At 72.3% G+C, this 25,305-nt stretch carries 19 protein-coding genes; 13 read left to right on the top strand and 6 right to left on the bottom strand.

The genetic code is table 11. The annotated features are described in order from the left end of the window. The first annotated feature begins 64 nt into the window (after nt 1-64). Nucleotides 65-874, top strand: a complete 810-nt coding sequence (locus ACFY1P_RS08990) for a methyltransferase domain-containing protein (RefSeq protein WP_390750224.1) — start codon at nt 65-67, stop codon at nt 872-874. A gap of 86 nt (nt 875-960) precedes the next feature. Here the strand turns inward: ACFY1P_RS08990 and ACFY1P_RS08985 are convergent, their stop codons facing one another. Further along, entirely contained in the window at nt 961-1,707 is a 747-nt protein-coding gene (locus ACFY1P_RS08985; protein ID WP_361522915.1) for a glycoside hydrolase family 16 protein, read from the bottom strand. A 281-nt stretch (nt 1,708-1,988) separates the two neighbouring features. Between ACFY1P_RS08985 and ACFY1P_RS08980 the strand changes: the two genes are divergently transcribed. The 6 genes from ACFY1P_RS08980 to ACFY1P_RS08955 all read left to right on the top strand — a co-directional run bounded on the left by ACFY1P_RS08980 (nt 1,989) and on the right by ACFY1P_RS08955 (nt 9,307). Beyond that, nucleotides 1,989-2,954 carry an STM4015 family protein gene (locus ACFY1P_RS08980; RefSeq protein WP_390750223.1) on the top strand — a complete coding sequence of 322 codons (966 nt, stop codon included), beginning with the start codon at nt 1,989-1,991 and terminating at the stop codon, nt 2,952-2,954. A 21-nt stretch (nt 2,955-2,975) separates the two neighbouring features. Beyond that, complete coding sequence (locus ACFY1P_RS08975) at nt 2,976-4,136, top strand: STM4014 family protein (protein WP_390750222.1); 1,161 nt, start codon at nt 2,976-2,978, stop codon at nt 4,134-4,136. A 43-nt stretch (nt 4,137-4,179) separates the two neighbouring features. Further along, nucleotides 4,180-4,986, top strand: a complete 807-nt coding sequence (locus ACFY1P_RS08970) for an STM4013/SEN3800 family hydrolase (protein ID WP_390750267.1) — start codon at nt 4,180-4,182, stop codon at nt 4,984-4,986. After that, nucleotides 4,983-6,332, top strand: a complete 1,350-nt coding sequence (locus ACFY1P_RS08965; protein WP_390750221.1) for an STM4012 family radical SAM protein — start codon at nt 4,983-4,985, stop codon at nt 6,330-6,332. The genes ACFY1P_RS08970 and ACFY1P_RS08965 overlap by 4 nt, the downstream gene beginning before the upstream one ends. A gap of 7 nt (nt 6,333-6,339) precedes the next feature. After that, nucleotides 6,340-7,227: an STM4011 family radical SAM protein gene (locus ACFY1P_RS08960; protein WP_361522926.1), complete on the top strand. Its 888-nt coding sequence runs from the start codon at nt 6,340-6,342 to the stop codon at nt 7,225-7,227. 418 nt (nt 7,228-7,645) lie between these two features. Continuing rightward, on the top strand, nt 7,646-9,307 hold the full coding sequence (locus ACFY1P_RS08955; protein WP_390750220.1) for an APC family permease: 1,662 nt from the start codon (nt 7,646-7,648) through the stop codon (nt 9,305-9,307). Between the two features lie 84 nt (nt 9,308-9,391). On the opposite strand, the gene ACFY1P_RS08950 is transcribed toward ACFY1P_RS08955, so the two are convergent. Continuing rightward, on the bottom strand, nt 9,392-10,435 hold the full coding sequence (locus ACFY1P_RS08950) for an ABC transporter permease (protein WP_390750219.1): 1,044 nt from the start codon (nt 10,433-10,435) through the stop codon (nt 9,392-9,394). A gap of 75 nt (nt 10,436-10,510) precedes the next feature. Between ACFY1P_RS08950 and ACFY1P_RS08945 the strand changes: the two genes are divergently transcribed. Beyond that, nucleotides 10,511-10,957 (top strand): MarR family transcriptional regulator, encoded by a 447-nt coding sequence (locus ACFY1P_RS08945; protein WP_361522935.1) that lies wholly within the window; start codon nt 10,511-10,513, stop codon nt 10,955-10,957. A gap of 74 nt (nt 10,958-11,031) precedes the next feature. Here ACFY1P_RS08945 and ACFY1P_RS08940 read toward each other — a convergent pair whose 3' ends face one another. Further along, nucleotides 11,032-11,691 (bottom strand): transglycosylase SLT domain-containing protein, encoded by a 660-nt coding sequence (locus tag ACFY1P_RS08940; protein WP_390750218.1) that lies wholly within the window; start codon nt 11,689-11,691, stop codon nt 11,032-11,034. Between the two features lie 411 nt (nt 11,692-12,102). Between ACFY1P_RS08940 and ACFY1P_RS08935 the strand changes: the two genes are divergently transcribed. Further along, nucleotides 12,103-13,743, top strand: coding sequence for a GAF domain-containing protein (locus ACFY1P_RS08935; RefSeq protein WP_390750217.1), 1,641 nt, complete (start codon nt 12,103-12,105; stop codon nt 13,741-13,743). A gap of 10 nt (nt 13,744-13,753) precedes the next feature. Here ACFY1P_RS08935 and ACFY1P_RS08930 read toward each other — a convergent pair whose 3' ends face one another. Beyond that, the gene (locus ACFY1P_RS08930; RefSeq protein ID WP_390750216.1) at nt 13,754-14,443 is read right to left on the bottom strand and encodes a response regulator; all 690 of its coding nucleotides are present in this window, start codon (nt 14,441-14,443) and stop codon (nt 13,754-13,756) included. Between the two features lie 243 nt (nt 14,444-14,686). Here ACFY1P_RS08930 and ACFY1P_RS08925 point away from each other — a divergent pair, with 243 nt between their 5' ends. Together ACFY1P_RS08925 and ACFY1P_RS08920 are read left to right on the top strand one after the other, a co-directional pair. Further along, the gene (locus ACFY1P_RS08925) at nt 14,687-15,955 is read left to right on the top strand and encodes a globin domain-containing protein (protein WP_390750215.1); all 1,269 of its coding nucleotides are present in this window, start codon (nt 14,687-14,689) and stop codon (nt 15,953-15,955) included. A gap of 159 nt (nt 15,956-16,114) precedes the next feature. Next, nucleotides 16,115-18,172 (top strand): phosphocholine-specific phospholipase C, encoded by a 2,058-nt coding sequence (locus tag ACFY1P_RS08920; RefSeq protein WP_390750214.1) that lies wholly within the window; start codon nt 16,115-16,117, stop codon nt 18,170-18,172. A 48-nt stretch (nt 18,173-18,220) separates the two neighbouring features. Here ACFY1P_RS08920 and ACFY1P_RS08915 read toward each other — a convergent pair whose 3' ends face one another. Next, nucleotides 18,221-18,415 (bottom strand): hypothetical protein, encoded by a 195-nt coding sequence (locus tag ACFY1P_RS08915; RefSeq protein ID WP_361522948.1) that lies wholly within the window; start codon nt 18,413-18,415, stop codon nt 18,221-18,223. 196 nt (nt 18,416-18,611) lie between these two features. On the opposite strand from ACFY1P_RS08915, the gene ACFY1P_RS08910 reads away from it, so the two are divergent. Next, complete coding sequence (locus tag ACFY1P_RS08910; RefSeq protein ID WP_390750213.1) at nt 18,612-18,962, top strand: hypothetical protein; 351 nt, start codon at nt 18,612-18,614, stop codon at nt 18,960-18,962. Nucleotides 18,963-18,975: 13 nt separating this feature from the next. Here the strand turns inward: ACFY1P_RS08910 and ACFY1P_RS08905 are convergent, their stop codons facing one another. Continuing rightward, nucleotides 18,976-20,190: a DUF418 domain-containing protein gene (locus ACFY1P_RS08905; RefSeq protein ID WP_390750212.1), complete on the bottom strand. Its 1,215-nt coding sequence runs from the start codon at nt 20,188-20,190 to the stop codon at nt 18,976-18,978. 1,074 nt (nt 20,191-21,264) lie between these two features. On the opposite strand from ACFY1P_RS08905, the gene ACFY1P_RS08900 reads away from it, so the two are divergent. Then, nucleotides 21,265-25,263, top strand: coding sequence for a Pls/PosA family non-ribosomal peptide synthetase (locus tag ACFY1P_RS08900; RefSeq protein WP_390750211.1), 3,999 nt, complete (start codon nt 21,265-21,267; stop codon nt 25,261-25,263). Nucleotides 25,264-25,305 lie beyond the last annotated feature (42 nt).

Genomic DNA, 25,305 nt, shown 5'->3' with positions numbered 1-25,305 from the left:
ACAGGATTCCCGGTGCGCACATGATTTTCGGGTGCGCGATGTGGACGTGCCGTAGGGTTCGGGCATGGGCCGACGCTACGTACCGCACGCCTTCTCCCACGTCGACGCGCAACCCGACCCGGGACGGCTGGTCGCCACGCTGAACCGGCTGCGGGACGAGCCGTTCTTCGCGTCGTACAAGCGACGCGTACGCGAGCTGCTGCGGGCCGGGCCCGGCCGGTCGTTCCTCGATGTCGGGGCGGGGACCGGGGACGCCGCCCGCGAGCTCGCCGCCGGCTCCGGTGCCCGGGTCGTGGCATGCGACCTCTCCCGGACCATGTGCGTGGAGATGACGAGGGCCGGTCTGAGCGAGGTGGCGGTGGCCGACAGCCACCGACTGCCCTTCAGGGACGCCTCGTTCGACGGTGCCTGGGCCGACCGTGTTCTCCAGCACGTCGAGGATCCCGGCCGGTCCCTGGACGAGATGCTGCGCGTCGTCCGCCCCGGGGGCCGCATTGTCGTCTGCGACCCGGACACCGCGACCCAGGTGCTCGACATCGAGGACCACCAGCTGGCCGACAAGGTCCTCACCCTGCGCCGGAACCTCGCCATCCGCCACGGCACCTTCGCCCGCCGCGTACCCGGTCTCCTCACCGCACGCGGCCTGACCGGGATCGAGGTCGAGCCCCGTACGCTCCTCGTCCGCGAACAGCGGACCGTCGACGGCACGATGGGCATCCGCGACTGGGCCGACGTCTTCGCCGACGGCGGCCACCTCGACCGGTCCGAGGCGCACCGCTTCAACACCCTTGTCGACGAGGCGATCCGGGAGGGCCGGTTCCTCTACGCCGTCACGTACTTCCTCACCGCCGCCACGCTTCCGTCGCACGGCTGAGAGCCGACCGGCCGCTCCTCGCCGGACAACGAACTCCTCGCCTTGCTGGCGGGCTTCGGCGGCGCCCGCTCAGGCGGAGTGCGCTCTCACGGCGCCGCGTAGGCCCGTACGTAGTCCACCGTCATCGTGGCCGGGAAGGCCGTCGTGGAGTCCGGCGGGCCCGGCCAGTCGCCGCCCACCGCGAGGTTGAGCAGGAGGAAGAAGGGGTGGTCGAAGATCCACTCCTTGCCGGGGGCGTCGGCCGGGGTGCGGGTCTGGTAGGTGTGGCCGTCCACGGAGAAGGCGAGCTTGCCGGGCTGCCAGTCGACGGCGAAGACGTGGAAGTCGTCGGAGAAGGGGCGCCCGTCCGGGAGCCGGTAGTCCTTGGTCAGGCCTTGCTCGCCGGAGTAGCCGGGGCCGTGGGCGGAGCCCCAGACGGTGTCGGCCTCCTTGCTGCCGACCTGTTCCATGATGTCGATCTCGCCGCACCTGGGGTCCTGGCAGGCGCCCTCCCCCTCGTCGTTCCCGAGCATCCAGAAGGCGGGCCACAACCCCTTCCCGGCAGGGACCTTGATGCGTGCCTCGAAGCGGCCGTAGCGCTGCGCGAAGGTGCCGCGGGTGATGAGCCGGGCCGAGGTGATGTCGCAGGGGCCGACGGCGCAGTGCGTACCGGGCGAGGGCGCGCGGCGGGCGGTGATGGCCAGATTGCCCTTGCCGTCGAGCGCGGCGTTGTCGGGGCTGTCGGTGTAGTTCTCCCACTCGTGGTTGCCCCAGCCGTCCGCGCCCGTGTCGTGGACCCATTTCGCCGGGTCGGGGCCGGACCCGGCGGGGCCGTCGAACTCGTCCGACCACACCAGGCGCAGGTTCGCCTTCCCCGAACCTCCCCGGTCCGTGGCGGTCGCTGACGGTCCGGGCGATGTCGAGGTGCCTCCACAGGCCGTCAGGGTCAGGAGGGCCAGGGCGATTACCCAGGGGCGCAGGGGACGCATGCGGGGCCTTGTCGTTCGTCGGGGCACGGTAGGGGGAGCGTACGAGACCCGGGCGGGCGCCCCCGCCCCGCCGTTGTCAGTGCCGCTTGGTACAACTGCCTGGCACATCGAGCAAGCGAACGGCACCGTCCCGAGGAGCAGGCAGCATGGCCATCTACGAACACTTGCAGGAGCTGCACGGCCTGCCCGCGTTCTCCTTCCCCTTCGAGGACACGGAGGAGGAGCTCGCCGAGCTTCCCGCACCTGAGGCCGTGGCGTGGCGCGTCGGTGTGGACGCCTACGAGAGCGAGGAGCCGTGGCAGGACGCCTTCGCCCGGTTCACCCGGGCCGTGGACACCACGCGGGTGCGGGCCCTGATCGTGGGCGCGTGGGACGAGCCGTTCGAGAACGGGCCGGACGCCGTGATCGCGGCGCTGCTGGAGGCGCGCGACCGGCTGCCCGCGCTGCGCGCCCTGTTCGTGGGCGACATGGTGTCGGAGGAGTGTGAGATCTCCTGGATCACGCAGGGGTCGGTCGCTCCGCTCCTGGAGGGCTTTCCCGGGCTGGAGGAGTTCGGGGTCCGCGGCGGCGCGGGTCTCCTCTTCCCCGCCGTCCGGCACGAGCGGCTGCGTTCCCTCACGGTGGAGGCCGGCGGTCTGCCCGCCGCGGTGGTGCGGGGCGTCGCGGAGAGCGAGCTGCCCGCCCTGGAGCGCCTCGACCTGTGGCTGGGCACGTCCGAGTACGGCGGTGACGCGACCGCCGCGGACCTCGGACCGTTCCTCACCGGGGAGCGGCTGCCGAGCCTGACGCACCTGGCGCTGCGCAACAGCGAGATACAGGACGCGGTCGCGGCGGCGGTGGCCTCCGCGCCGGTCGTCGCGCGCCTGGAGGTCCTCGACCTGTCGATGGGTGTGCTGACGGACGAGGGCGCGGCGGCGCTCCTGGCGGGCCGGTCGCTCACCCACCTCAGGAAGCTCGACCTGCACCACCACTACCTGAGCGAGGAGATGGAGACCCGCATACGCCAGGCCCTGGAGACGGCCGGTGTGGAGACCGACCTCGACCGGGACCACGCCGAGGAGCACGTGGAGGACGGCGTCACGATCTGGCGCTACATCTCCGTGAGCGAATAGCGAAGGCCGGGGAGCAACGTCATGTCAGCACCGGGCACCGGCAAGGGCGGTCCTCGTCTCGCGGTCGTCGGCAATCCAGAGAACCGCCGCGTGCGGCTGTTCACGGAAGCGGTGCGGGCGGCCGGGCTGCCCGCACCGCGGGTCGTCGCGTGGCGGGACGTCCTGCGGGACGGCGGCGCGGAGTTCGGCGCCGACGAGACCGTACGCCTGGACTCGCCCGGTGAGGACGCCGGCGTGGACCGGGCCCTGCGGGGAGTCGGCGGGCCGACCCGGGTGGAAGGCAGTGCCCGCTGGTACGGGCGGTTCACCGCCGCCGTGCGGTCGTTGCGCGGCGGTGTGCGGCTCGACGACCCCGGCGAGCTGGCCGTGCTCTTCGACAAGCGGCGCTGCCACCAGCTGCTCGACCGGGCCGGGGTGCCGGTCCCGGACTCGCCCACGTCGGGCCCGGCGGCACCGGTGCGCGGCTGGGACGACGTACGGGCGCTGATGGCGGCGCCCGGCATGCGGCGGGTCTTCGTCAAGCTCGCTCACGGCTCGTCCGCGTCCGGGGTGCTCGCCCTGGAGACGGCGGGTGGGGGGCGGATCCGGGCGACGACCTCGGTCGAGCTCTCCCCGGACGGCGTGCTCCACAACTCCCTGCGGCTGCGCCGCTACACCGGCGAGCGGGAGATCGCCGCGATCGTCGACGCCCTCGCGCCCGACGGCCTGCACGTCGAGCGCTGGCTGCCCAAGGGCTCGCTGCACGGCCGCACGGCCGACCTGAGGGTCGTGGTCGTCGGCGGGCGGGCCACCCACGCGGTCGTCCGCACCAGCCGTTCCCCGCTGACCAACCTCCACCTCGGCGGCTCCCGCGGCGACCTGTCCGCCGCCGTCGAGGCGGCGGGCGGGCAGTGGGCCCGGGCCTTGGAGACCTGTGAGCGCACCGCCGCCTGCTTTCCCGGCACGCTCTGCGTGGGCGTCGACCTCCTGCCGGCCGTCGGCTGGCGGCGGTTCGCCGTCGGCGAGGTCAACGCCTTCGGCGATCTGCTGCCGGGGCTCCTGGGCCTGCCGGGCAGCGGGGCCGAGGGGCAGGACACGTACGGGGCCCAGGTCGCGGCCGTACGGGACGGGTGGCCCGGCGCCCGTCAGCACCGACAGCACCGACAGCACCACCGATCAAGGAACGCGCATGAAGCAGCCTGACCCGTACGGCCCCGCGGAAGCGGCCGTCCCGCCCGACCCCGACATGAACGAGGTCGTGGGCCGCGACGACATCCTGCTGCTCACCCTCGACACACTCCGGTATGACGTCGCCGTCGAGCTGGCCGCCGCGGGCCGCCTGCCGAACCTGGTCCGGCATCTCCCGGGCGGGCGCTGGGAGGAGCGGCACGCGCCGGGCAGCTTCACCTATGCCTCGCACCAGGCGATGTTCGCGGGCTTCCTGCCCACTCCCGCCGCGCCGGGCCCGCATCCGAGGCTGTTCGCCGCGCGGTTCGCGGGCAGCGAGACGACGGCCGGGCGCACCTTCGTCTTCGACACCCCGGACCTGGTGTCGGGGCTGGCCGCGGCCGGCTACCGCACGGTGTGCGTCGGGGGTGTCGGCTTCTTCAACAAGCAGGGCGCGCTCGGCAGCGTGCTGCCGGGGATGTTCCAGGAGAGCCACTGGGAGCCGGAGTTCGGGGTGGCGTCACCGACCTCGTTCGAGGCGCAGGTCGAGCGCGCGGAGCAGGTGATCGCGGGGCTGCCGCACGAGCGGCGGCTGTTCCTCTTCGTCAACGCGGCCGCGCTGCACCAGCCCAACTGGTTCCATCTGCCGGGTGCCACGCGCGAGGCGGGCGACAGCCGGGAGACGCACGCGGCGGCGCTGGAGTACATCGACCTGCACCTGCCGCGGCTGTTCGCCGCGATGAGCTCCCGGCGGCGGTGCTTCGCCGTCGTCTGTTCCGACCACGGCACGGCCTACGGCGACGACGGCTACACCGGCCACCGCCTCGGCCACGAGGCCGTGTGGACGGTGCCGTACGCCCATTTCTCCCTGGAGCCGTCCGCATGAGCGCGCCCGTGCCGCCCCGCCCGTACCAGAGCTACGTCTACGCCTACCCGCACAAGACGGCCTACCGCCCCCTCGACGACCGCCCCACGCTGGAGTCCCTGTGGGAGCGGGAGCCGAAGGACGCCCTCTCGCTCTATCTCCACATACCCTTCTGCGAGGTGCGCTGCGGTTTCTGCAACCTCTTCACCCGCGTCGGCGCGCCCGACGAGCTGACCGGCCGTTATCTGGACGCGCTGGAGCGGCAGGCGACGACCGTGCGGGACGCCCTCGGTGACGCCGGGCCCGTGCGCTTCGCCAACGCCGCGTTCGGCGGCGGCACGCCGACCTTCCTGGAGGCGGCCGAGCTGGAGCGGCTGTGCGACATCGCGGAGAAGCGGATGGGCGCGGACCTGAGGGCGGTGCCGCTGTCGGTCGAGGCGTCCCCCGCGACCGCCACCGCCGACCGGCTCGCCGTCCTCGCCGAGCGGGGCGCGACGCGACTGAGCCTCGGCGTGCAGAGCTTCGTCGACGAGGAGGCGCGGGCGGCCGTGCGCCCCCAGCGCCGCGCGGACGTCGAGGCGGCGCTGGGCCGGATCCGCGACGCCCGCATCCCCGTCCTCAACATCGACCTCATCTACGGCATCGACGGCCAGACCGCGGCCAGCTGGCGCCTCTCCCTGGACGCGGCGCTGGCCTGGAGCCCGGAGGAGGTCTACCTCTATCCGCTGTACGTACGGCCGCTGACGGGCCTGGGCCGGCACGCCGGCCCCTCCGCCGACTCCTGCGACGCGGAGCTCGCCTGGGACGAGCAGCGCCTGCGGCTGTACCGGCAGGGCCGCGACCACCTCCTCGCGCACGGCTACGAGCAGGTGTCCATGCGGATGTTCCGTCGAGCGGACGCGCCCGCGCAAGGGCCCGACGACTACGCGTGCCAGACGGACGGGATGATCGGGCTGGGCTGCGGCGCCCGCTCCTACACCTCGGCGCTGCACTACTCCTTCGACTACGCGGTCGACATGCGCGAGATCCGCGCGATCATCGACGCCTACACCGCGACCGAGGACTTCACACGCGCCGTGCACGGCCGGTACGTCGACGAGGACGAGGCCCGCCGCCGGCATCTGCTCCAGTCGCTGCTCCAGGCCGAGGGCATGCCGCTCGACGACTACCGGCAGCGGTTCGGTGCCGGCCCGTACGCGCACTTCGCCGCCGAACTCGACGCCTTCGCCACGCACGGCTGGCTCGCCGACGGCCCGACCGGGCGGCTGCGCCTGTCCCCCGAGGGGCTCGCGCACTCGGACGCGCTCGGCCCCGCGCTGTTCTCCCCCGGGGTGCGGGCCGCGATGGCCGCGTACGAGACGAGGTGAGCGGCCGGTGGACCTGACACTCCTCTACCGCGGACCTCTCGAATCCTGCGACTACGACTGCCCGTACTGCCCGTTCGCGAAGCGCCGCGACAGCACCGCGCAGCTGCGGGCGGACCGGGCGGCTCTCGAACGGTTCACCGGCTGGGCCGGGCAGCAGAGCGGTGACCGCCTCTCCGTGCTGTTCACCCCGTGGGGCGAGGGCCTGGTGCGTTCCTGGTACCGCGACGCGCTCGTGGCGCTGTCGCACGAGCCGCACGTCGAGCGCGTCGCCATCCAGACCAACCTCAGCTGCCGCACGGACTGGCTGGCGGAGGCCGACCTCGGCGCCGTCGCCCTGTGGTGCACCTACCACCCGGGCCAGACGCCGTACGAGCGCTTCCTCGCGAAGACGCACCGGCTGGCCGCCCTGGGCGTGCGGTTCAGCGTCGGGATCGTCGGCCTCCCCGACCACCTCGACCACGCGCGGCGGCTGCGCGCCGCCCTCCCCGGCCACGTCTATCTGTGGGTGAACGCGGCCGAGGGGCATACGTACACGGACGAGGAGGCCGGTGCCTGGACCGCCCTCGACCCCCTCTTCCCGTACAGCCGCCACCCCCACCGCTCGGCCGGGCTGCCCTGCCGCACCGGGGAGTCCGTGATCTCCGTGGACGGCGACGGCACGGTGCGCCGCTGTCACTTCGTCCGCGCCGAGCTGGGCAATCTCTACGACGGCTCCTACCGTGCGGCCCTGGCGCCGCGGCCCTGTCCCCTGGCCGTGTGCGACTGCCACATCGGTTATGTGCACCTGGAGTCGCTGCCGCTGTACGACGTGTTCGCGGGCGGGGTCCTGGAGCGTGTCCCGGCGCCCGCGCCGGCACTCGGCCGCGGGGACGGCGGCGCGATTCTGCTACGGTGATCCGCATGAAGCGCGCCGCCATGATGACGACGACGCCGGAGAGTGTCCCGGCGCGCTGACTGCTTTCTTCAGTCCGAAGCCCCGGGGCGAGTGCCCCGGGGCTTCTGCTTTCGGTCACTCGCCCGACACCCGCGAGGAGACCGACATGCACGACCACCGAGAGCCGAGCCCGTTCGACACCGTCCCGCCGACCGGCGCGGGGCCGCCGTAGTGGCCGCCCGACGGCGCGCGAGGGCGGCAGGTCGCACTGCGACGACGCCCCCTCCGAGAAGGTGACCAAGGTCACGACCGCCGGAGACCGCAACGGACGTCTCGACGCCCCGGGACATCACGGCCTTCAGCGGACGAATGACCTGTTCAACGCACATAAGGTGGGTGACCTGTCTTTTGGTCACCCCGCAAGAACGGACAGCACAGCATGGATTTGAGTGCGGCCAACCGCAAAGGCCTCAGTCTCTTCGCCCTGATCATGATCGGGCTGGGGTCCATCTTCGGTTCGGGCTGGCTCTTCGGGGCCGGCCAGGCCGCCCAGGTCGCCGGGCCTGCCGCTCTGGTCGCCTGGGTGATCGGCGCCGTCTTCATCGGCCTGATCGCCATGTCGTACGCCGAGGTCGGCGCGGCGTACCCGCTGCCGGGGGCCATGGCCCGGTTCGGCAGCATCTCGCACGGGCCGGTCCTGGGCTTCGTCACGGGGTGGGCGGTGTGGATCGCCACGGCGTCCCTGATCCCCATCGAGTCGATCGCCGGCACGCAGTACATGGCCTCCTGGAACTTCGGCTGGGCCCGAGGGCTGGTCTCCGGGGGTGCCCTGACGGGCACCGGCATGGCGATGGCCCTGCTGCTGACCGTCGTCCTGTGGCTGGCCTGCTACTGGTCGGTCGCGCTGCTGGCCCGCGCGAACAACGTGCTGACCCTGGTCAAGTTCGCGATCCCCGTCCTCGCGGTGGCCGCGTTCATCGCCTCCGGCTTCCACACCGAGAACTTCACGAGCCACGGCGGGTTCGCCCCGAACGGCTGGTCGGCGGTCCTGACCGCCGTCACCGCCTCCGGTGTCGTCTTCGCCTTCAACGGCTTCCAGGCCGTCGTGAACCTCGGCGGCGCCGCCAAGAACCCGGGCCGCGCCATTCCGCTCGCCCTGGTCGGCGCGCTCTGCCTCGGCCTGGTCATCTATCTCGCCCTCCAGATCGCCTTCCTCGGCTCGGTCCCGCCGGAGCAGCTCGACCAGGCCGCCGGCTGGAGCGGCATCAACTTCGCCTCCCCCTTCGCCGACCTCGCCAAGCTGCTGATGCTGCACTGGGTCGTGACCATGCTCCAGTTCGGCGCCTTCATCTCCCCCTCCGGCGCCAACATCGGCAATGTCGCCTCGGCCGCGTATCTGGCCCAGAACCTCGCCGAGACCGGGTTCTTCCCCAAGAAGATCGCCCAGGTGCACCCCCGCTACGGCACCGCCCGTCCCGCGATGTGGCTGAACCTGGTCTTCTCGGTCCTGCTGCTGCTCACGGTCGGCCACAGCTGGGAGGCCCTGGCCGGCGTCGTCTCGGCGGCCATGGTCGTCTCGTACCTCATCGGGCCGATCGCGGTCGGCGTCTTCCGGCAGACCAAGCCGCACCTGCCGCGCCCCTTCCGCCTGCCCGCGGCCAAGGTGCTCTGCCCGCTCACCTTCGCCTTCGCCGCCTGCGCCCTGTACTGGTCGAAGTGGCCCAACACCGGCAAGGTGGCCCTGCTCACGCTCGTGTCGGTGCCTATCGCCGCCGTCGTGCTGCGCCGCCAGGGCGAGACGAGCCTGCGCCGGCAGTTCGCGCCCGCGTGGTGGATGGCCGGTTTCCTGCTGTGGCTGGCGGTGCTGTCCGCGCTGGGCAGCACCGAGTTCGGGGGCCACGGGGTGATCCCCGGCGGCCTCGACATCGCGCTGGTGGCGGTGTCCTCCATCGGCTTCTACTTCTGGGGCGTACGCGCCGGTGTCAACGCCCACCGCGCGGGGCTCCCGGGCCCGGACCCGGTGCTCGACACCGCCCCGGCCGCGCCCGAGCCGGCCGGGAAGGCCGGGGAGGCGCTGACGCCCGAGCCCGCCGTCTCCTGACGTCCGGGCGCCGCGAAGCGCACGAGACCGACTGCCGCCGGGCAGCCCGTGGGACCGGGCTGCCCGGCGTCGTCGTCCGTCCGCTCAGGAGGCGGGAGCCCGCTTCGCGCGTGCGTCGCGCAGGCGCAGCAGCGCCGCGCAGACGACGATCCAGGCGGCCAGGGTGGCGATGCCGCGGCCCAGGCCGTCGTGGTGGAAGTAGGCCAGGCCCTGGAGGGCGCGGACGCCGGCGCCGACGGGCAGGATGCCGGAGAGCGGGTGGAGCCAGGCGGGGAGGTAGGCGGCGGGCATGACGCCGCCGCTGGTGCTGTTGCCGAGGGTCAGCAGGACGACCGAGGCCAGCCCGGCGCCCGCGGGTCCGGTCCACCGGATGAACACCATGGTCGCGCCGCCCGCCGCCATGGCCATCAGCGCGATCGTCCCGGCGATGCCCACGAAGGAGCCGGGCAGGGCGCCGAAGCCGGCGCTGCCCGCGATGAGGGTGATGACGATGCCGCCCAGCACGCCGAAGAGGGCGAGGCTGGCCATGCGCTGCCGGAAGCTCAGGGCGGGCGCGGCCTGGTAGGTCATGATCCCGAAGAGATAGCCGGCGAGAACGAGGCCGAAGGCCGCGTAGAAGATCGACAGGCCGCGGGTGTCGCCGCTGGAGGCGGGGAGGACGTCCTCCTGGGCGAGCCGGTGGCCGCCCGCCGCGGCGACGGGGCCGAAGGCTCCGGTGAGGGTGCCGGTGACGGAGGCCCCGTTGGCCCCCGCGTACAGCAGCTTCGGCTCGCCGTGGCCGCCGCCGGGGAGGTAGGCGGCGTAGACGCTGCGGTGCGCGATGGCGTCCCGGGCGGCGCTCTCGTCCGCGTAGGGCCGTACGTCGAAGCCGCCGGGCAGCCCGGAGTCCAGGGCGCCCTGGAGCCGGTGGGCGTCCTGGGAGGTGCCCACGGCGGCGACCGGCAGGTCGTGCGGCTTCGGCGCGTGGAAGGCGGCGAGGTAGACGCTGACGAAGATCGTCCCGATGGCGAGCACGGCGGCCACGGGCAGGAGGATGCCCTTCAGGCCGCTCTGCGGGTGCTGCGGCGGCGCGGGGTCCGGTATGTCGGTGTGCGGGTGGTGCGATGTCGAGGGTGCGGAGAGCGACAAGAGAACCGTCCAAACTTATAAGCTGACTGACAACAGTAGCAGCGAATGTAAGCTGCCTTACAAGTGGTGGTCCCCATGAACGAACAGTCCCCCTACACCGGCTATCTCGCCTGGCGTTTCACCCAGGCCATGAGCACCCGGCTGGAGCGGGAACTGCGCACCCTGGATCTGACCCTGGCGCAGCACCACGCGCTGCGGCACGCCCTCCTCGAGCCCGGGGCCTCCAGCGCCGAGGCCGCCCGGCGGGCCGGGATCACGGCGCAGTCCATGGGAGCCGCCGTGAACGGGCTCGTGGAGCGCGGGCTGCTGGAGCGCCGCCCCCACCCCACCAACCGCCGGGTCCTCTGCCTGCACATCACCGAGGAGGGCCGGCGCCTGAGCGAGCGCGCGCTGGCCGTCGTCGGCAAGGCGAACGACGAGGCGCTGTCCATCCTGTCCCCCGAGGAACGGGCGACCGCGCACGACCTCCTGCGCCGCCTGGCCGAGCACCTCAACCCCGACACCCTGCCGCCGTCGGTCTGAGGCCGGACAACGCCGAAGGGCGGCGGCACCAGGTGGTGCCGCCGCCCTTCGGCGTCACGGATGGCTGCTGCGGATCAGTACGCGGAGTTCACGTTGTCCATGGAGCCGTAGGTGTGGGCTGCATAGTTGCAGGAGGCGACGATGTTGGCGACCGGGTCGTAGATGTCCCAGGACGTGCCGTCGACGTGGAACGCCTTGAAGGTCGGGTCGATGATCTGCAGCAGGCCCTTGGACGGGATGCCGGCGACGGCGTTGGAGTCCCAGTTGTTGATGGCCTGGGGGTTGCCGGTGGACTCACGCATGATGTTGCGCTTGACGCCCTCGTACGAGCCGGGGATGCCCTTGGCGTGCATGATGTCCAGCGCCTGGTTGATCCAGCCGTCCAGGTTGTCGGCGTAGGTCTTCGGGGCGGCCGGGGCCGGCTTGCGCTCCTCGGAGCGGCTCGCGGCCTGCTTGTCGGCCCGCTCGGTCTTGACCTGGGTCTTCGCGGCACCGGCGGCGGCCTTGGCCTGGGTGGCGGCGGCCTGCTGGGCCTGCTGCGTCTCGCCGGAGTCGTCGGAAGCGGTGGTGTTCCACGCGACGGGCTTCACTGCCATGGGCTGGGCGTCGGAGGCGGCGAAGGCGTTCGGGACGACGGCGAACGTCAGGGCGGCGGCACCGGCCGCGGCGATGCCGGCGGCGGAGAGCTTGTGAGCCTTGGGCAGACGGGTATAAGCGGAGATGGTGGAGCGCATGATGAGCTGAACCTCTTCCAATCGCGTGAGTCGCAGTGGCCCGGATCGGCGCGAAGAAAGCGCCGTGTCTCGATCGACGGCGCCGTGCGACTCGGCAATTGTTAGCGGCGGCGGAAGGCGCTGGCAAAGGTGTGACGTACTACCGCATCTCGTTGCGCGGGGGTCACGACAGGCGGCCGGATCCCCCGGTTCACGCCTTCGCAGGGGGTACTAGCGCGAGTCGTAAGTGATCTGGGCCCTATGCGCGGCCTCACACGCGGGGGCATGCCGGATCACGTGGAGTGAGCGCCCGCGCACGCACCGGCCACCGTCGGCGCGTCCCGCGGCACCCCGCCGAAGAGGTCCCCGCCATGAGCCCGCACAGCACTGACGTACGCTTCTGACCAGGCAACTTGGTTCCCGGGAGCAGTCATGTCCACCACCGCAGACGGCCCGCTGACGGCGCGTCAGCCCCAACTCCGCGAACCCGACAGGATCCGGGGGCTGCTCGACGCCGTGATGAGCGTGGGGCACGGCCTCGAACTCCCGCAGGTGCTGCGGGGCATCGTCGAGGCGGCGGTCACGCTCACGGACGCCGAGTACGGGGCACTCGGCGTGGTCGGTGACGGGCAGCGGCTGTCGGAGTTCCTGCCCGTCGGCATGTCCGACGAGCTCACGGCCCGCATCGGCCGCACGCCCTGCGGCCAGGGCATCCTCGGCGAGCTCATCCGCAATCCCGAGCCGCTCCGGCTCACGGACCTCTCCCGGCACCCGCACAGCTACGGCTTTCCCGAGCACCACCCGCCGATGCGCAGCTTCCTGGGTGTGCCGGTGCGCGTCCGTGACGAGGTCTTCGGCAACCTCTATCTCACCGAGAAGCGTTCCGGTGTCTTCGACGAGGACGACGAGGCCGTGCTGAGCACGTTGTCCATCGCGGCGGGCGTGGCCATCGACAACGCCCGCATGTATCACGAGAGCCGCCGCCGGGAGCGCTGGCTGGAGGCGCTCGGCGAGATCACCCGGAGCCTGCTCTCCGGCACCGGGGCCGACCGGGCGCTCGGGGCGGTCGCCGAGCGCGCGATGGAGGGCGCGGACGCCGACCGCGCCGCCGTGCTGCTCCCGGCTCCGGCGGCCGCGCCGGGCGAGCTGAGGGTGGAGGTGGCCCACGGCCTCGACGCGGACCGGCTGCGCGGGCGGACGGTCCCGGCGGAGGGTTCACCGTCGGGCACGGCCGCGCGCACCGGGGAGCCCGTGGTCGCCGCGGACGCCTCCTTCGGCGGGGCGGTCGGCGGGCCCGCCGTCGCGGTTCCGCTGCAGACAGGCTCCGGTGACCGCGGCGCGCTGTGGCTGAGCCGGGTGAGCGGTCGGCCCGCGTTCGACGACACCGAGGTGCGGCTGATCTCCGGTTTCGCCGACCAGGCCGCGATCGCCCTCGAACTCGCGCAGCGGCGCGCCGAGTCGGAGGAGCTGGCCGTGCTGCACGACCGGGACCGGATCGCCCGCGATCTGCACGACCTGGCGATCCAGCGCCTCTTCGCCACGGGCATGACCCTGCAGAGCGCGACGCGGCTCATCGAACGCCCCGAGGCGGCCGAACGCGTCGGCCGCGCCGTGGACGACCTGGACACCACTATCCGGATCATCCGCTCCACCATCTTCGGGCTGCGCACGTCCGGTGACGGCAGCGGCGGTACGGGGCTGCGCCGGCGCATGGCCGAGACCGCGCAAGGAGCCTCCCGCACACTGGGCTTCGCCCCCGCGCTGCGGATCGACGGTCCGGTGGACACCGATGTGCCGGACGAACTGGCCGCGCAGATCCTGGCGGTGGCGGCCGAGGCCCTCAGCAACGCCGCCCGGCACGCGGGTGCCCGGCGCGTGGACATCGTGCTGTCCGTGGACGACCAGGTGACCTTGACGGTGGCGGACGACGGCGCGGGGATCGGCGCCGTTCCGCACACGGGAGGCCTGGCCAACATGCGCTCCCGCGCCGAACTGCACGGCGGCGCGCTGTCGGTGGAGTCACCGGCGTCCGGCGGGACCAGGATCGTATGGCGCGTACCGCTGCCGGGCTGACCGCCGGCCGCTACCCGAGGCCCCGGCCCTCCAGCTGTCCGCGCGCCCGCCCGGCGATCTCCGCGGCCTGGACGCGGCGGCCCACGCCCAGCTTGGCGAGGAGGGAGGAGACACGGTTCTTGACCGTCTTCTCCGCGAGGAACAACCGGTCGGCGATCTGACGGTTGGTCAGGCCATCGCCGATCAGCTCCAGGATCTGCCGCTCCCGGGGCGAGAGGCGGTCCAGCTCCGATTCCTCCGGCTCCTGGCGGGGAGCGCGCAGCCGGGCCATGACGCGTGAGGCCGTGCGCGGGTCCAGCGTCGACCGGCCGGCGGCCACCGTACGGACCGCCGTCACCAGGTCCGAGCCGTTGATCTGCTTGAGCACATAGCCCGCGGCACCGGCCATGATGGCGTCGAAGAGGGCCTCGTCGTCGTCGAAGGACGTCAGCATCAGGCAGGCGAGCTCCGGCATCCGCGCCCGCAACTCCCGGCAGACCTCGATGCCTTCGTGGTCGCCGCCCGTCTCGCCGAGCCGGACGTCCAGGACCGCCACGTGCGGCCGAGTGGCCGGCACCCTGGTGAAGGCGTCCTGGGCGGTGGCCGCCTCCCCCACGACCTCGATGTCCCCCTCCGCTTCGAGGAGGTCGCGCACCCCGCGGCGCACCACTTCGTGGTCGTCGAGGATGAAGACGCGCAAGGGTGCGGCCTGGTGGTCCATAGGCTGCTGCCTCCGTGGGAGGGGATGTACGGAATTGACGGTTCACTGTATGCCGGTGCGCCAGGGGCCATGACGAGTGGGGCTGCCCCGTCCGCAGGTGCGCGCCCCCATCCGACCACACACCCACCAGGGCCGTTCGGCCCCGGTGGGTAGGGCCGAACGGACCCCCTCGGTGGTTGCCATACTGACGCCGCCACCCGCCGGACGGCGGGCAAGTGCCCCCGTATCGAGGAGCTCCCACCCGTGACCCCCGTCAACGCCGACTACCACGCGCTGCTCGCCCGGCACGACGCCATGCGGCTGCGTCAACGGCTCCTGTCCCCCGGGCCGCAGCAGGAGGGCGCCGGTCCCGCGTACGAGGCGGACCTGTTCCACGACGGCGAGGCCGACCAGCGGGTGATCGTGCGTCATCTCGACCTCGTGATGCCCCTCGACACCCTGATCACCCACCTCTACGACGCGATGTTCGCCCAGCGGCCGTTCCTGCGCTCCCTGTTCCCCCACTCGATGGAGTTCCAGCGCAGGCACCTGGAAGCGATCCTGCGGTATCTGATCGAGAACCTGCACCAGCCGGACGAGGTGCGGTCGGTCTTCGGCCGGCTCGGGCGCGAGCACCGCAAACTCGGGGTGCGGCCCGCGCACTTCGCGACGTTCGAGACAGCGCTGCGCGAGGCCCTGCGCCGCACGGCGGGCGTGCGGTGGAACGAGCCCATGGAAGAGGCGTGGCTGCGCATGCTGCGCTTCGCCGTCACGGCCATGGTCGAGGGCGCGGACGCCGCACTCGCCGAACCGCCCTCCTGGCAGGCCACGGTGGTCGCGCACGAGCTGCGGCGCGAGGACCTCGCCGTCCTGCGGGTGCGCCCGCACGAGCCCTATCCGTACCGGGCCGGGCAGTACGCCTCGATGGCGTCCCCGGTGCTGCCGCAGGCGTGGCGGCAGTATTCCCTCGCCCGCGCGCCGCGGCCGGACGGCGAGCTGGAGTTCCATGTGCGGCTCACCGGCGCGGGCGGGGTGAGCGAGGCCCTGGTGCTGCGCACCCGCGTCGGGGACACGCTCCGCCTGGGCCCCGCGGGCGGGACGATGACGCTCGACGACGACGTCACGCGCGATCTGCTGCTCGTGGCGGGCGACGTCGGCTGGGCCGCCGCCAAGGCGCTGCTGGAGGAACTGACGTCCCGTCGGAAGGCGGGCCGCCGGGTGCACCTCTACCTGGGCGCGCGCGTGGCCTCGGGGCTCTACGGGGAGGAGTCGCCGGAGGAGCTGGAGCGCCGCCGCCCGTGGCTGCGTGTGGTCCCGGTGATCGGTGAGGGCCCCGCCACGGATCCCTACCGGCCGCTGGCCGAGGCCGTGGCGCTGCGCGGTGACTGGTCCGGGCACCTGGCCTTCGTCAGCGGTCCGCCCGCCATGGTGCGTGCCACCGTGGCGTCCCTCGCCGATGCGCGCCTTTCCGCCGAGCACATCCGGCACGACCCCCTCCCCTACGGCGGTGACCGGGTGCCGGTGATGCACTGAAGGGAGAGCCGGGGCCCTGGTGTCCGGCCGGGCAGTCCGCTACGTTCGCCTCGCGTACCGTGTCGCTTCACTTCAGCGACACCTGCCCCTCGCCAACACTCGCTCCTCTTGGATCGCACCGCAGGCTCCGACTCACTCACCCCAAGGGGTCCCCGACTCATGTCCGAACTCAATCGGCGCCGCTTCCTCCAGATCGCCGGCGCGACCGCCGGTTTCGCGGCCCTGTCGAGCAGCATCGAGCGCGCCGCCGCCATCCCCGCCAAGCGGCGTTCCGGCACGATCCAGGACGTCGAGCACATCGTCGTCCTCATGCAGGAGAACCGGTCCTTCGACCACTATTTCGGTTCGATGAAGGGGGTGCGCGGATTCGGTGACCCCCGCCCGGCCTCGCCCTCGGCCGGCAGGTCGGTCTGGCACCAGTCGGACGGCACGAAGGACGTGCTGCCCTACCACCCGGACGCCAAGGACCTCGGGATGCAGTTCATCGCGGGCCTCAACCACGACTGGGCGGGCGGCCACCAGGCGTGGAACGAGGGCAGGTACGACAAGTGGATCCCGGCCAAGGGCACGGGGACGATGGCGTACCTCACGCGGGAGGACATCCCCTTCCACTACGCGCTCGCCGACGCCTTCACCGTGTGCGACGCCTATCACTGCTCCTTCATGGGAGCCACCGACCCGAACCGCTACTACATGTGGACGGGTCACACCGGCAACGACGGCAAGGGCGGCGGGCCCGTCCTCGGCAACGAGGAGGCCGGCTACGACTGGACGACGTACCCGGAGCGGCTGGAGGCAGCCGGGGTCTCCTGGAAGGTCTACCAGGACACGGGCGACGGCCTGGACGCGGCCGGCCACTGGGGCTGGCTCGACGACGCCTACCGCGGCAACTACGGCGACAACTCCCTCCTCTACTTCAACCGCTTCCGCAATGCCAAGCCCGGCGACCCGCTGCACGAGAAGGCGCGCACCGGCACCAGCGTGAAGAACGGCGACGGCTACTTCGACGTCCTGCGGGCCGACGTGAAGGCCGGGAGGCTGCCGAAGATCTCCTGGATAGCAGCGCCTGAGGCGTTCTCCGAGCACCCCAACTGGCCTGCGAACTACGGCGCCTGGTACATCTCCCAGGTCCTGGACGCCCTCACCTCCAACCCCGAGGTGTGGAGCAGGACGGCCCTGTTCATCACCTACGACGAGAACGACGGCTACTTCGACCACGTGCTGCCGCCGTTCCCGCCCTCCTCCGCCGCCCGGGGCGCCTCCACGGTGGACACCCGGCTCGACCTCTTCGCCGGCAACGGCCACTACGCCGCCGGGCCCTACGGCCTCGGCCAGCGCGTGCCCATGCTCGTGGTCTCCCCCTGGAGCACCGGCGGCTTCGTGTGCTCGGAGGTCTTCGACCACACCTCGATCATCCGGTTCATGGAGCGGCGCTTCGGTGTGCACGAGCCCCATGTGTCCCCCTGGCGCCGGGCCATCTGCGGCGACCTGACGTCGGCCTTCGACTTCCGGCTCCGCCACACCCCGCCCGCGTCGCTGCCGGACACGCGCGCGTACGCGCCGAAGGACCGGCTCCGGCATTCCAGTTACGTACCCCAGCCGCCCGCCCACCCCTCGCTGCCGAAGCAGGAGCGGGGCTCGCGGCCCGCGCGGCCCCTGCCCTACGCCCCGGTGGTGGACGCGGCTGTCACCCCCTCGACCGGTCGCGTCACGCTCGACTTCAGCGGGGGCCCGAAGGCGGGCGTGTGCTTCACGGTGACGTCCGCGAACCGCACGGACGGCCCGTGGACGTACACCACCGCGGCCGGTGCCAAGCTCTCCGACACCTGGAACACGGCGTACTCACACGGCTCGTACGACCTGTCGGTGTACGGCCCCAACGGCTTCCTGCGCGCCTTCAAGGGCTCCGGCACCACGGCGGGCCCCGAGGTGACCGCCCGCCACGACGCCCGCGGCGGCCGGGTCGAGCTGACCTTCACCAACCACGGCAAGACCGACTGCGACCTGACGGTCACCAACGCGTACGGCGGGAAGCACGAGACGGTCCGGGTGCGCGCGGGCAAGAGCGTCGTGCGCGAGCTGGACCTGCGGCACAGCAAGCGCTGGTACGACCTGTCCGTGGTCTGCGACACGGACAGCGCATTCCTGCGCCGCTTCGCCGGCCATGTGGAAACGGGCGAAGTCGGCGTGAGCGACCCGGCGATCATCACGGCGTGATCCGCGCGGGGGCCCGGCTTCGCGCCGGGCCCCGTACGGGGTCGCGGATCAGAGGACGGGGGTCAGGGGATTGGGCAACGTGATCCCGTTCAGGTGAATAGCGCCGTTGGACGTCTCATTGATCAGGCCTCCCAGGAGGTTCACGTTGGATTCCGCGTGCGCGGGCGTTGCCAATGCCGCGGCTCCCACGGTGAGCAGGACGCTGGCGGCGAGTGTGGTCAGGGCGCGCCGGATCGGCTTCATGGACTCTCCCGTGGGTGCGTGGGCGGTTGCGCGGTGAGCTCTTCCCGCCCGGTCGCGCGCCGCAAACGGCCCTCGCGCATCGCACGACAGCACGCGGCGGCGCGCGCGCCATCGCACGCGCCGTGAGGGGCTGTTCGCGCCTCCGCTGCACCGTGCCCGTCGGTTCCCGTGGTGTGCGGCCCTTAGGCTCGTCGCCATGAAGGTGATCCTGACCAGGGACAGCGTGGCGATGGGCGACGACGTGGACGCGCCGCACGAGCAGCGGCGGGAGTTCCCGGACGGGCTCGCGGCCGTCGAAGTGATCACGGCAGTCGTGGCCGACGGCTACCTCCCGCCGATCGCCGGGGGCAGGGCCGTCTGGGTCGTGGTCTCGGGCGCGGACCGCTCGCTCGCCGTGGTGGCCCAGGAGTGGGCGGAGCCCCGTCCGCTGACCGATGGCTGGGGCGACGCCCTGCCCGATGAAGGTTCCCCCGTGCGCCTGCACTTCCGCTACCTCGCCCAGGAGGATCCCGAGGCGGTCCACGGACGGCTGAGGGCGAAGTCCTGAGCCGCGGACGGCTCTATCTCACCAGCCGCGCCGCCTTCGTCGCGCTGTTGAGCAGGTGCTCCAGCGGCCCTCTGCGGAAGTGGCGTGACCAGGCGAGTGCCAGTGCGGCCGCGGTCGCGATGAAGCCGAGGAGTACGGGCAGCGGCGAGCCGGGGACGTCCTCGATGCCGAGGGCCCAGATGCCGACGATGTTGAGGACGTAGGCGGTCAGCGACATGGCGCCGACCGCGATGACCGGCCCCGCGAGCCGCCGGACGCGGGGCAGCGTGTCGGCCGCCGCGACGCAGGTGGCGAGGACGGTGACGGCGACGCCGGTGTTGCCCAGGACGGAGAGGGTCGTCTCACTGTGCGGGGAGGCCACCAGCAGCCACGCGGGCGTCGCACCCGACGGGTCGCCGGCGGTGTCGGACCACCACAGGGAGAGCGCGGAACCGGCGCTCCCGGTCGCCTCGATGGCGGCGACGGCCCGGGGGAAGAGGTGCAGCGCCAGCCAGGAACCCCCGTACCCGAGGACCGCGAGCGCGCCCCCGGTGAGGGCGAGCCGGAGCCGGACGGCGGCGGAGGCCAGGTCGAGCCGGGCGACGGCCATCCCGGCGATGACGAACGGTATCCACGTGAGCGCCGGATAGGCACCGGTGACGAGGAGTTCGAGGAAGCCGCCCGTGCCGCTGATCCGTGCGAGCGGGTCGTCGTGGATCACGGCCGGCGCCCAGGCGCCCGTCCTGATCGACCGCTGTATCAGGTAGAGCACCTGCGGCAGGACGAGCGCGGCCACGGCGGCGATGACGGCGAGCGTCCTGGCGCGCAGCCGGCGCAGCGGGAGGGCGAGTACGAAGTAGAGCGCGTAGAAGGCCAGGATCACGTCGACCGGGGTGCCGGTCGACGTGAGCGCGGTGCCCAGCGCGAGCAGGGCGGCGGAGCGGATGAGGATCCTGGCGACGGCCTGCCGTCCGGCGCGCCCGGTTCTGGGCGTGCGGCGGCCGGTGATGAGCAGGAGCGAGAAGCCCGCGAGGAAGGCGAAGAGCGCGGAGGCCCGGCCGTGGGACAGCTCCATGAGGAAGCCGACGGGGCCGCCGTCGGCCGGGTCGGGTCCGACGTGGGCGGCGTACATGCCGAGGACCGCCAGGCCGCGTGCGAGGTCCACCCCGACCAGCCGGCCCGTGGCGGAGGATGCGGCCCCGGCGGGGGCCCGGCCCGTTTGCCCGGCGAGGGAAGCGTTCTGCGTCATGGCTCAAGCGTCGGCCGTACGGGGGCCGGGAGGGCAACGCTTCCCGGTTGTTTTGACGGCCAGTTGGGGGACGGCTCCCCCTCGCCGGGCGGGTTCTCCCGGGGCCGCCCGCCGAGACCCCATTGACAAGGGAACAGCAAGGTGCGGGGAAGCGTAGGGGTAATCGAGAGCCAGACTTTGCACGGCCGAAACGCCTCACGAAGGCATCGGGCGAGGTGCCGGCGACGAGGAATGGCTTTAATTCCGGCTTGACTCGGCGTGGCGACATGGGCTGCGCGCGGCCTCAGGGATCCCTCCCCGCCCCTCCCGCCCGGTGGTGCGGGGTCCGTGGGAGCCCCATGGGCGATCACCGGCCGGGCAGTGGTACACGGACACCGGGTCGCACTATGCGGACGGAAGGCCGCGTCGGGAGGTTCCGCGCTCCGCCGCCGCGATGGCGCGATCACATTGGTCCAGTGGGCGCGGCGGCGCCCGGGGCCGAGCGGAGCCGGCGGCTCCGGAGGGCGGCGCGCCCGACGGGGGGCACCGCACGGCGATCACACTCCGTGGGCACGGCCGATGGCAATGGGCCAGAGCACGTTGGCGCATATGCAGCTGTTCGCGTCGGTCGGCCGAACCTAGTTTTCGTTTCGCCTAAACGTGTGGCCGACGCGAAATGGGCAATGGCCGGAACGTCGTACAGGCAGGAGAGCGTGATGCTCCGAGTCGGATGATCGCGACGCCCTGCCGGTGATTGACGGGCCCGTATCGGGATATCCGGACATCGGCAACGGAGGCGGAGGCGGCCGGCCGTCACCGACGGCGGCCTGTAGAGCGGGGGAATTCACCGGTCCTGCACCGCTTCGGTGCTTGACCGTGCCGGTTCGCCGCCGGTTCGCCGCACCATCGCACATGGGGCACTACATGCGGGTTTACCCGGCATACAAGGCTTCACCCGGCACTTCGCCCGGCCTGTGGCACACCGTATTCGGTCCACGAGAAGCAATTAAGCAACCAAATTGCAGAAGTTCGGAACAGGGAGAGGTTATGCCAGACGTGAGATCGGCTCCTGGTCCCGCGCAACCGGACGGATTTTTGGAGGTATCGTCACCGGCTCCCGCAATCGACGGTCCGGCCGTCCGGACGTTGTCCCGGTATTTCGAACGGACTTGTGACGCCCACCCGGACCGCACGGCTGTGGTCTGCGAAGGCGAGCAGCTCGGCTACGCGGAGCTCGACCGTCGCGCCAACCGGCTGGCGCACCTGCTGCGTTCACGCGGTGTGACCCAGGGCAGTGCCGTGGGGATTCTGCTCGAACGGTCCCTGGACACCTATGTCGCGCTGCTCGGGGTGATCAAAACCGGTGCGGCGTACGTCCCGCTGGACCCGTCGTTTCCGGCCGAGCGGCTGGCCTTCATCGCGGAGGACGCACAGCTGCGCGACCTCGTGACGGTCTCGGCGATGCGCGGGCACACCGGGCGGCTGCCCTGTCCCATGCTGGAACTCGACCGGGTTGACTCGGAATTGGCCATTCAGCCCCAGGTCCGCCTTGATGCCGACATCCCGCCATCCTCGGTCGCCTACATCATCTACACCTCCGGCACCACGGGCCGGCCCAAGGGGGTGGCCGTCTCCCATGCCAATATCGCCAACTTCCTGCGCGTGGCCACGCCGGTCTACCGCGTGCGCGGCGAGGACCGCGTCTATCAAGGGCTGTCGATCGCCTTCGACTTCTCGGTCGAGGAGATCTGGCCGGCCTGGATCGCGGGAGCCACGCTGGTGGCGGGCCCCACCGACGCCCGCCGCGTCGGCCAGGGGCTGGCGGACTTCCTCACCGAGCAGGCGATCACCGTCCTGTGCTGCGTGCCGACCCTGCTGACGACGCTCGAGAGTGAAGTGCCTTCCCTGCGGAGCCTGCTGGTCAGCGGTGAGGCGTGCCCTCCCGACCTGGTGCGCCGCTGGTCGCGCCCGGGGCGGCGCATCCTCAACGCCTACGGCCCCACGGAGACGACCGTCACGGCCACCTGCGGCGAGCTCGTCCCCCACCGGCCGGTCACCATCGGCACCCCCTTGCCCAGCTATCGCGTGTACATCCTCGACGACCGGTTGCGCCCCGTCGCCGAGGGCGGGAGCGGCGAGATCTGTGTCGGCGGCCCCGGCGTGGCGATCGGCTATGTCAACCGCCCCGACCTGACCACCGAGCGGTTCGTGCCCAATCCGGTCGAGGCGGACCGGGCAAAGTTCCCGCGCGTCTACCGCACGGGCGACCTGGGGAAGTTCACCGCCTCGGGAGAGATCGAGTACCTCGGCCGCGTCGACACCCAGGTCAAGATCCGTGGCTATCGCATCGAGCTCGCCGAGATCGAGGAGGTGCTCCGGGAGGACGACGCGGTCGAGAACGCCGTCGTCACCCCGCTCGAACGCGACGGCGTGGTACAGGATCTCGTCGGTTATGTCACCCTCACCGCCCGCGCCGGGCGGGACACCGAGGACGATCTGCGCGACCGGCTGCGCGACCGCCTCCGGCGCAGGCTTCCCGACTACATGATCCCCTCGTTCGTCGAGGTGCTCCCCGCGTTCCCGCTGCTGGCCGCCGACAAGGTCGACCGCGCCGCCCTGCCCGCCCCCGTCTCGCCGCCTCTCACCCGCCGCAGCCGACGGCACGTGCCCCCGCGTACGCCGCTGGAGCGCCGACTGGCCGCGGAATGGCGGGAGATCCTCGGCGGCGAGGAGATCTCCGTCGAGGACGACTTCTTCTGCGACCTGGGGGGCCACTCCATGGCGGCCGCCCGGCTGATGTCGCGGCTGCGCGGGCAACCGCGGTTCCAGGGGCTGGCCATGGGCGACCTCTACGCCCGGCCCACCGTGCGCGGCCTCGCCGCCTGTGTCGAGGAGGGCGCCACCGCGCCTGCCCCGGAGCCCGAGGGCACCCCGGCGCCCCCGGCCCGGCGCCACTCCACCGCCCGCGTCCTGGTCTGCGGTGCCGCTCAACTCGCCGCGCTGTACGCCTGGCTGCTGCTGATCGGCCTCCCGGCCGTCGTCCTCCTCTACCGGCTGCTCCTCGCCTGGCACGTCCAGGTCAGCGGCCTGGCTCCCGGCAGTCCCGTGGGCCGTCTCGCGCACCTGGGCCTGCCCGGCTTCGTGCTCCTGGAGGTGGCCTGGCTGGCGGTGAGCGTCGTGCCGCTGCCCCTGCTCGCCGGCCGTCTGCTGATGCTCGGCGTCCGGCCGGGGTGGTATCCGCTGTGGGGCGTCACGTATCTGCGGTTCTGGCTCCAGGGGAAGGTGCTGGCCTTCTCCCCGCTGGGGGTGCTGACCGGCTCACCGCTGCTCGCCCCCTTCCTGCGGCTGCTCGGCGCCCGTGTCGGACGCGGCTGCCACATCTCCGCCGTCCTCGGGCTCCCCGCCTTCGTGGAGATCGGCGACGGCGCGAGCATCGGCTACGGCGTACGCGTCCAGCCGTACGTGGTCGAAGGAGGGCACATCCGCCTCGCACCGGTCCGCATCGGCTCGGGCGCCTTCGTCGGCACCAACAGCGTCGTGATGGCCGGTGCGGTGATCGGCGACCGTGCTTCGGTGGGCGAGCAGTCCCTCGTACCCGCCGACGGGACCGTCCCGGCGGACGAACACTGGGCCGGTTCACCGGCCACCCGCAGCGACGGCGTCCCGCCGCTGCTGGAGACCATGGCGGAGGGCGCCGACGACCGGCCCTGGACCGCCAGCCTGCTCGCCGGGTACGCGGCGGGGGCCCTGCTGCTCACGCTCGTCCCGCTGCTGGTGGCCGCGGCCGGGTCCGCGCCGGTGGCCTATGTGGTGTGGCGCTACGGCTTCGCCTGGGCGCTCGTGGCCACCACCGCGGCCGGACCGCTCGTGGTGTTGACGACCTGCGCCCTGGTGCTGCTCGTCAAGCGCACCGTCCTGCCGCGCGTGCGCGCCGGGATCCACCCCGAGCGCAGCGGCTTCGGCGTGCGCAAGTGGATCGGCGACGGCATGATGACCACGAGTCTGACGCTGACGCACTCCCTCTACTCCACGCTCTATCTCGTCCCCTTCCTGCGGCTCCTCGGCGCGCGCACCGGTCGCTGGTCCGAGGTGGCGACGGTCAGCTTCGTCGACCCGGACATGCTCGTCATCGGCGAGGAGAGCTTCGTCGCGGACGTCTGTGTCGTCGGACCGGCCGTCTTCCACCGGGGGCGCATCACGGTGGCACCGGCGGAGATCGGGCGGCGCGGCTTCGTCGGCAACGGCGCGCTCGTCCCCGGCTCCTCCCGGCTGGGCGAGAACAGCCTCCTCGGTGTCCACTCGCTGGCGCCGTCCCGTCCGATCGATCCGGAGACGACCTGGCTCGGCTCGCCGGCGATCTTCCTGCCGCGGCGCGAGGCCAGCCGGGACTTCCCCGCGAAGTTCCTCTACAGCCCCAGCCGCGGACTGATCGCGGCACGGCTGGCCGTCGAATACTTCCGGGTGACGCTGCCGGGGACGCTCGGCGCCCTCGGCGCGCTCGGCAGCCTCTGGGCCTCGGTCCAGCTGGCCGGGTTCCTGCCGCCGTGGGCTCTGCTGCTCCTCGGTCCGGCCCTGTTCCTCGGGGTCGGCGTGGCGTGCACGCTGGCCGTCGTCCTGCTCAAGTGGCTGGTCATCGGCCGCTACCGGCCGCGGGTGGAGCCGCTGTGGGGCGTGTGGGTGCGGCGTACGGAGCTCATCACCGGCCTGTTCGAGAACCTCGTCGTCCCAGCCCTGGTGAACTTCCTGACCGGCACGCCCTGGATGGCCCCGGTCATGCGTCTCTTCGGCGCCCGGATCGGCCGGAGGGTGTGGCTGTCCACGACGTACATGACCGAGTTCGATCTGGTCGAGGTGGGTGACGACGCGGCCGTCGCCGAGGTCACGTCTCTGCAGACCCACCTGTTCGAGGACCGGGTGATGAAGATGTCCCGCGTCAGGGTCGGCGCGTCGAGTTCGGTCGGCACCCGCTCCGTCGTGCTCTACGACGCGGAGGTCGGCGACGGTGCACGCCTGGACGCGCTGTCCCTGGTCATGAAGGGCGAGCGCCTGCCCGGCCGGTCCCGCTGGCGCGGTATCCCCGCCCGCCCCTGCTGACACCGCGGGGCGGCGGCCCGCCGCCCCGTGCCCCTCACAACC

The organism is Streptomyces sp. NPDC001407, assembly GCF_042895325.1.
Classification (GTDB): domain Bacteria; phylum Actinomycetota; class Actinomycetes; order Streptomycetales; family Streptomycetaceae; genus Streptomyces.
This window is presented reverse-complemented; position numbering and strand designations above follow the sequence as displayed.

Excerpts from the sequence above, each read along its gene's own strand:
- ACFY1P_RS08920 (WP_390750214.1), top strand. The coding sequence starts at position 16,115 with ATGTCCGAACTCAATCGGCGCCGCTTCCTCCAGATCGCCGGCGCGACC.
- ACFY1P_RS08945 (WP_361522935.1), top strand. The coding sequence starts at position 10,511 with ATGAACGAACAGTCCCCCTACACCGGCTATCTCGCCTGGCGTTTCACC.
- ACFY1P_RS08930 (WP_390750216.1), bottom strand. The coding sequence starts at position 14,443 with ATGGACCACCAGGCCGCACCCTTGCGCGTCTTCATCCTCGACGACCAC.
- ACFY1P_RS08970 (WP_390750267.1), top strand. The coding sequence starts at position 4,180 with ATGAACGAGGTCGTGGGCCGCGACGACATCCTGCTGCTCACCCTCGAC.
- ACFY1P_RS08975 (WP_390750222.1), top strand. The coding sequence starts at position 2,976 with ATGTCAGCACCGGGCACCGGCAAGGGCGGTCCTCGTCTCGCGGTCGTC.
- ACFY1P_RS08935 (WP_390750217.1), top strand. The coding sequence starts at position 12,103 with ATGTCCACCACCGCAGACGGCCCGCTGACGGCGCGTCAGCCCCAACTC.
- ACFY1P_RS08915 (WP_361522948.1), bottom strand. The coding sequence starts at position 18,415 with ATGAAGCCGATCCGGCGCGCCCTGACCACACTCGCCGCCAGCGTCCTG.
- ACFY1P_RS08980 (WP_390750223.1), top strand. The coding sequence starts at position 1,989 with ATGGCCATCTACGAACACTTGCAGGAGCTGCACGGCCTGCCCGCGTTC.
- ACFY1P_RS08940 (WP_390750218.1), bottom strand. The coding sequence starts at position 11,691 with ATGCGCTCCACCATCTCCGCTTATACCCGTCTGCCCAAGGCTCACAAG.
- ACFY1P_RS08955 (WP_390750220.1), top strand. The coding sequence starts at position 7,646 with ATGGATTTGAGTGCGGCCAACCGCAAAGGCCTCAGTCTCTTCGCCCTG.
- ACFY1P_RS08905 (WP_390750212.1), bottom strand. The coding sequence starts at position 20,190 with ATGACGCAGAACGCTTCCCTCGCCGGGCAAACGGGCCGGGCCCCCGCC.
- ACFY1P_RS08910 (WP_390750213.1), top strand. The coding sequence starts at position 18,612 with ATGAAGGTGATCCTGACCAGGGACAGCGTGGCGATGGGCGACGACGTG.
- ACFY1P_RS08990 (WP_390750224.1), top strand. The coding sequence starts at position 65 with ATGGGCCGACGCTACGTACCGCACGCCTTCTCCCACGTCGACGCGCAA.
- ACFY1P_RS08965 (WP_390750221.1), top strand. The coding sequence starts at position 4,983 with ATGAGCGCGCCCGTGCCGCCCCGCCCGTACCAGAGCTACGTCTACGCC.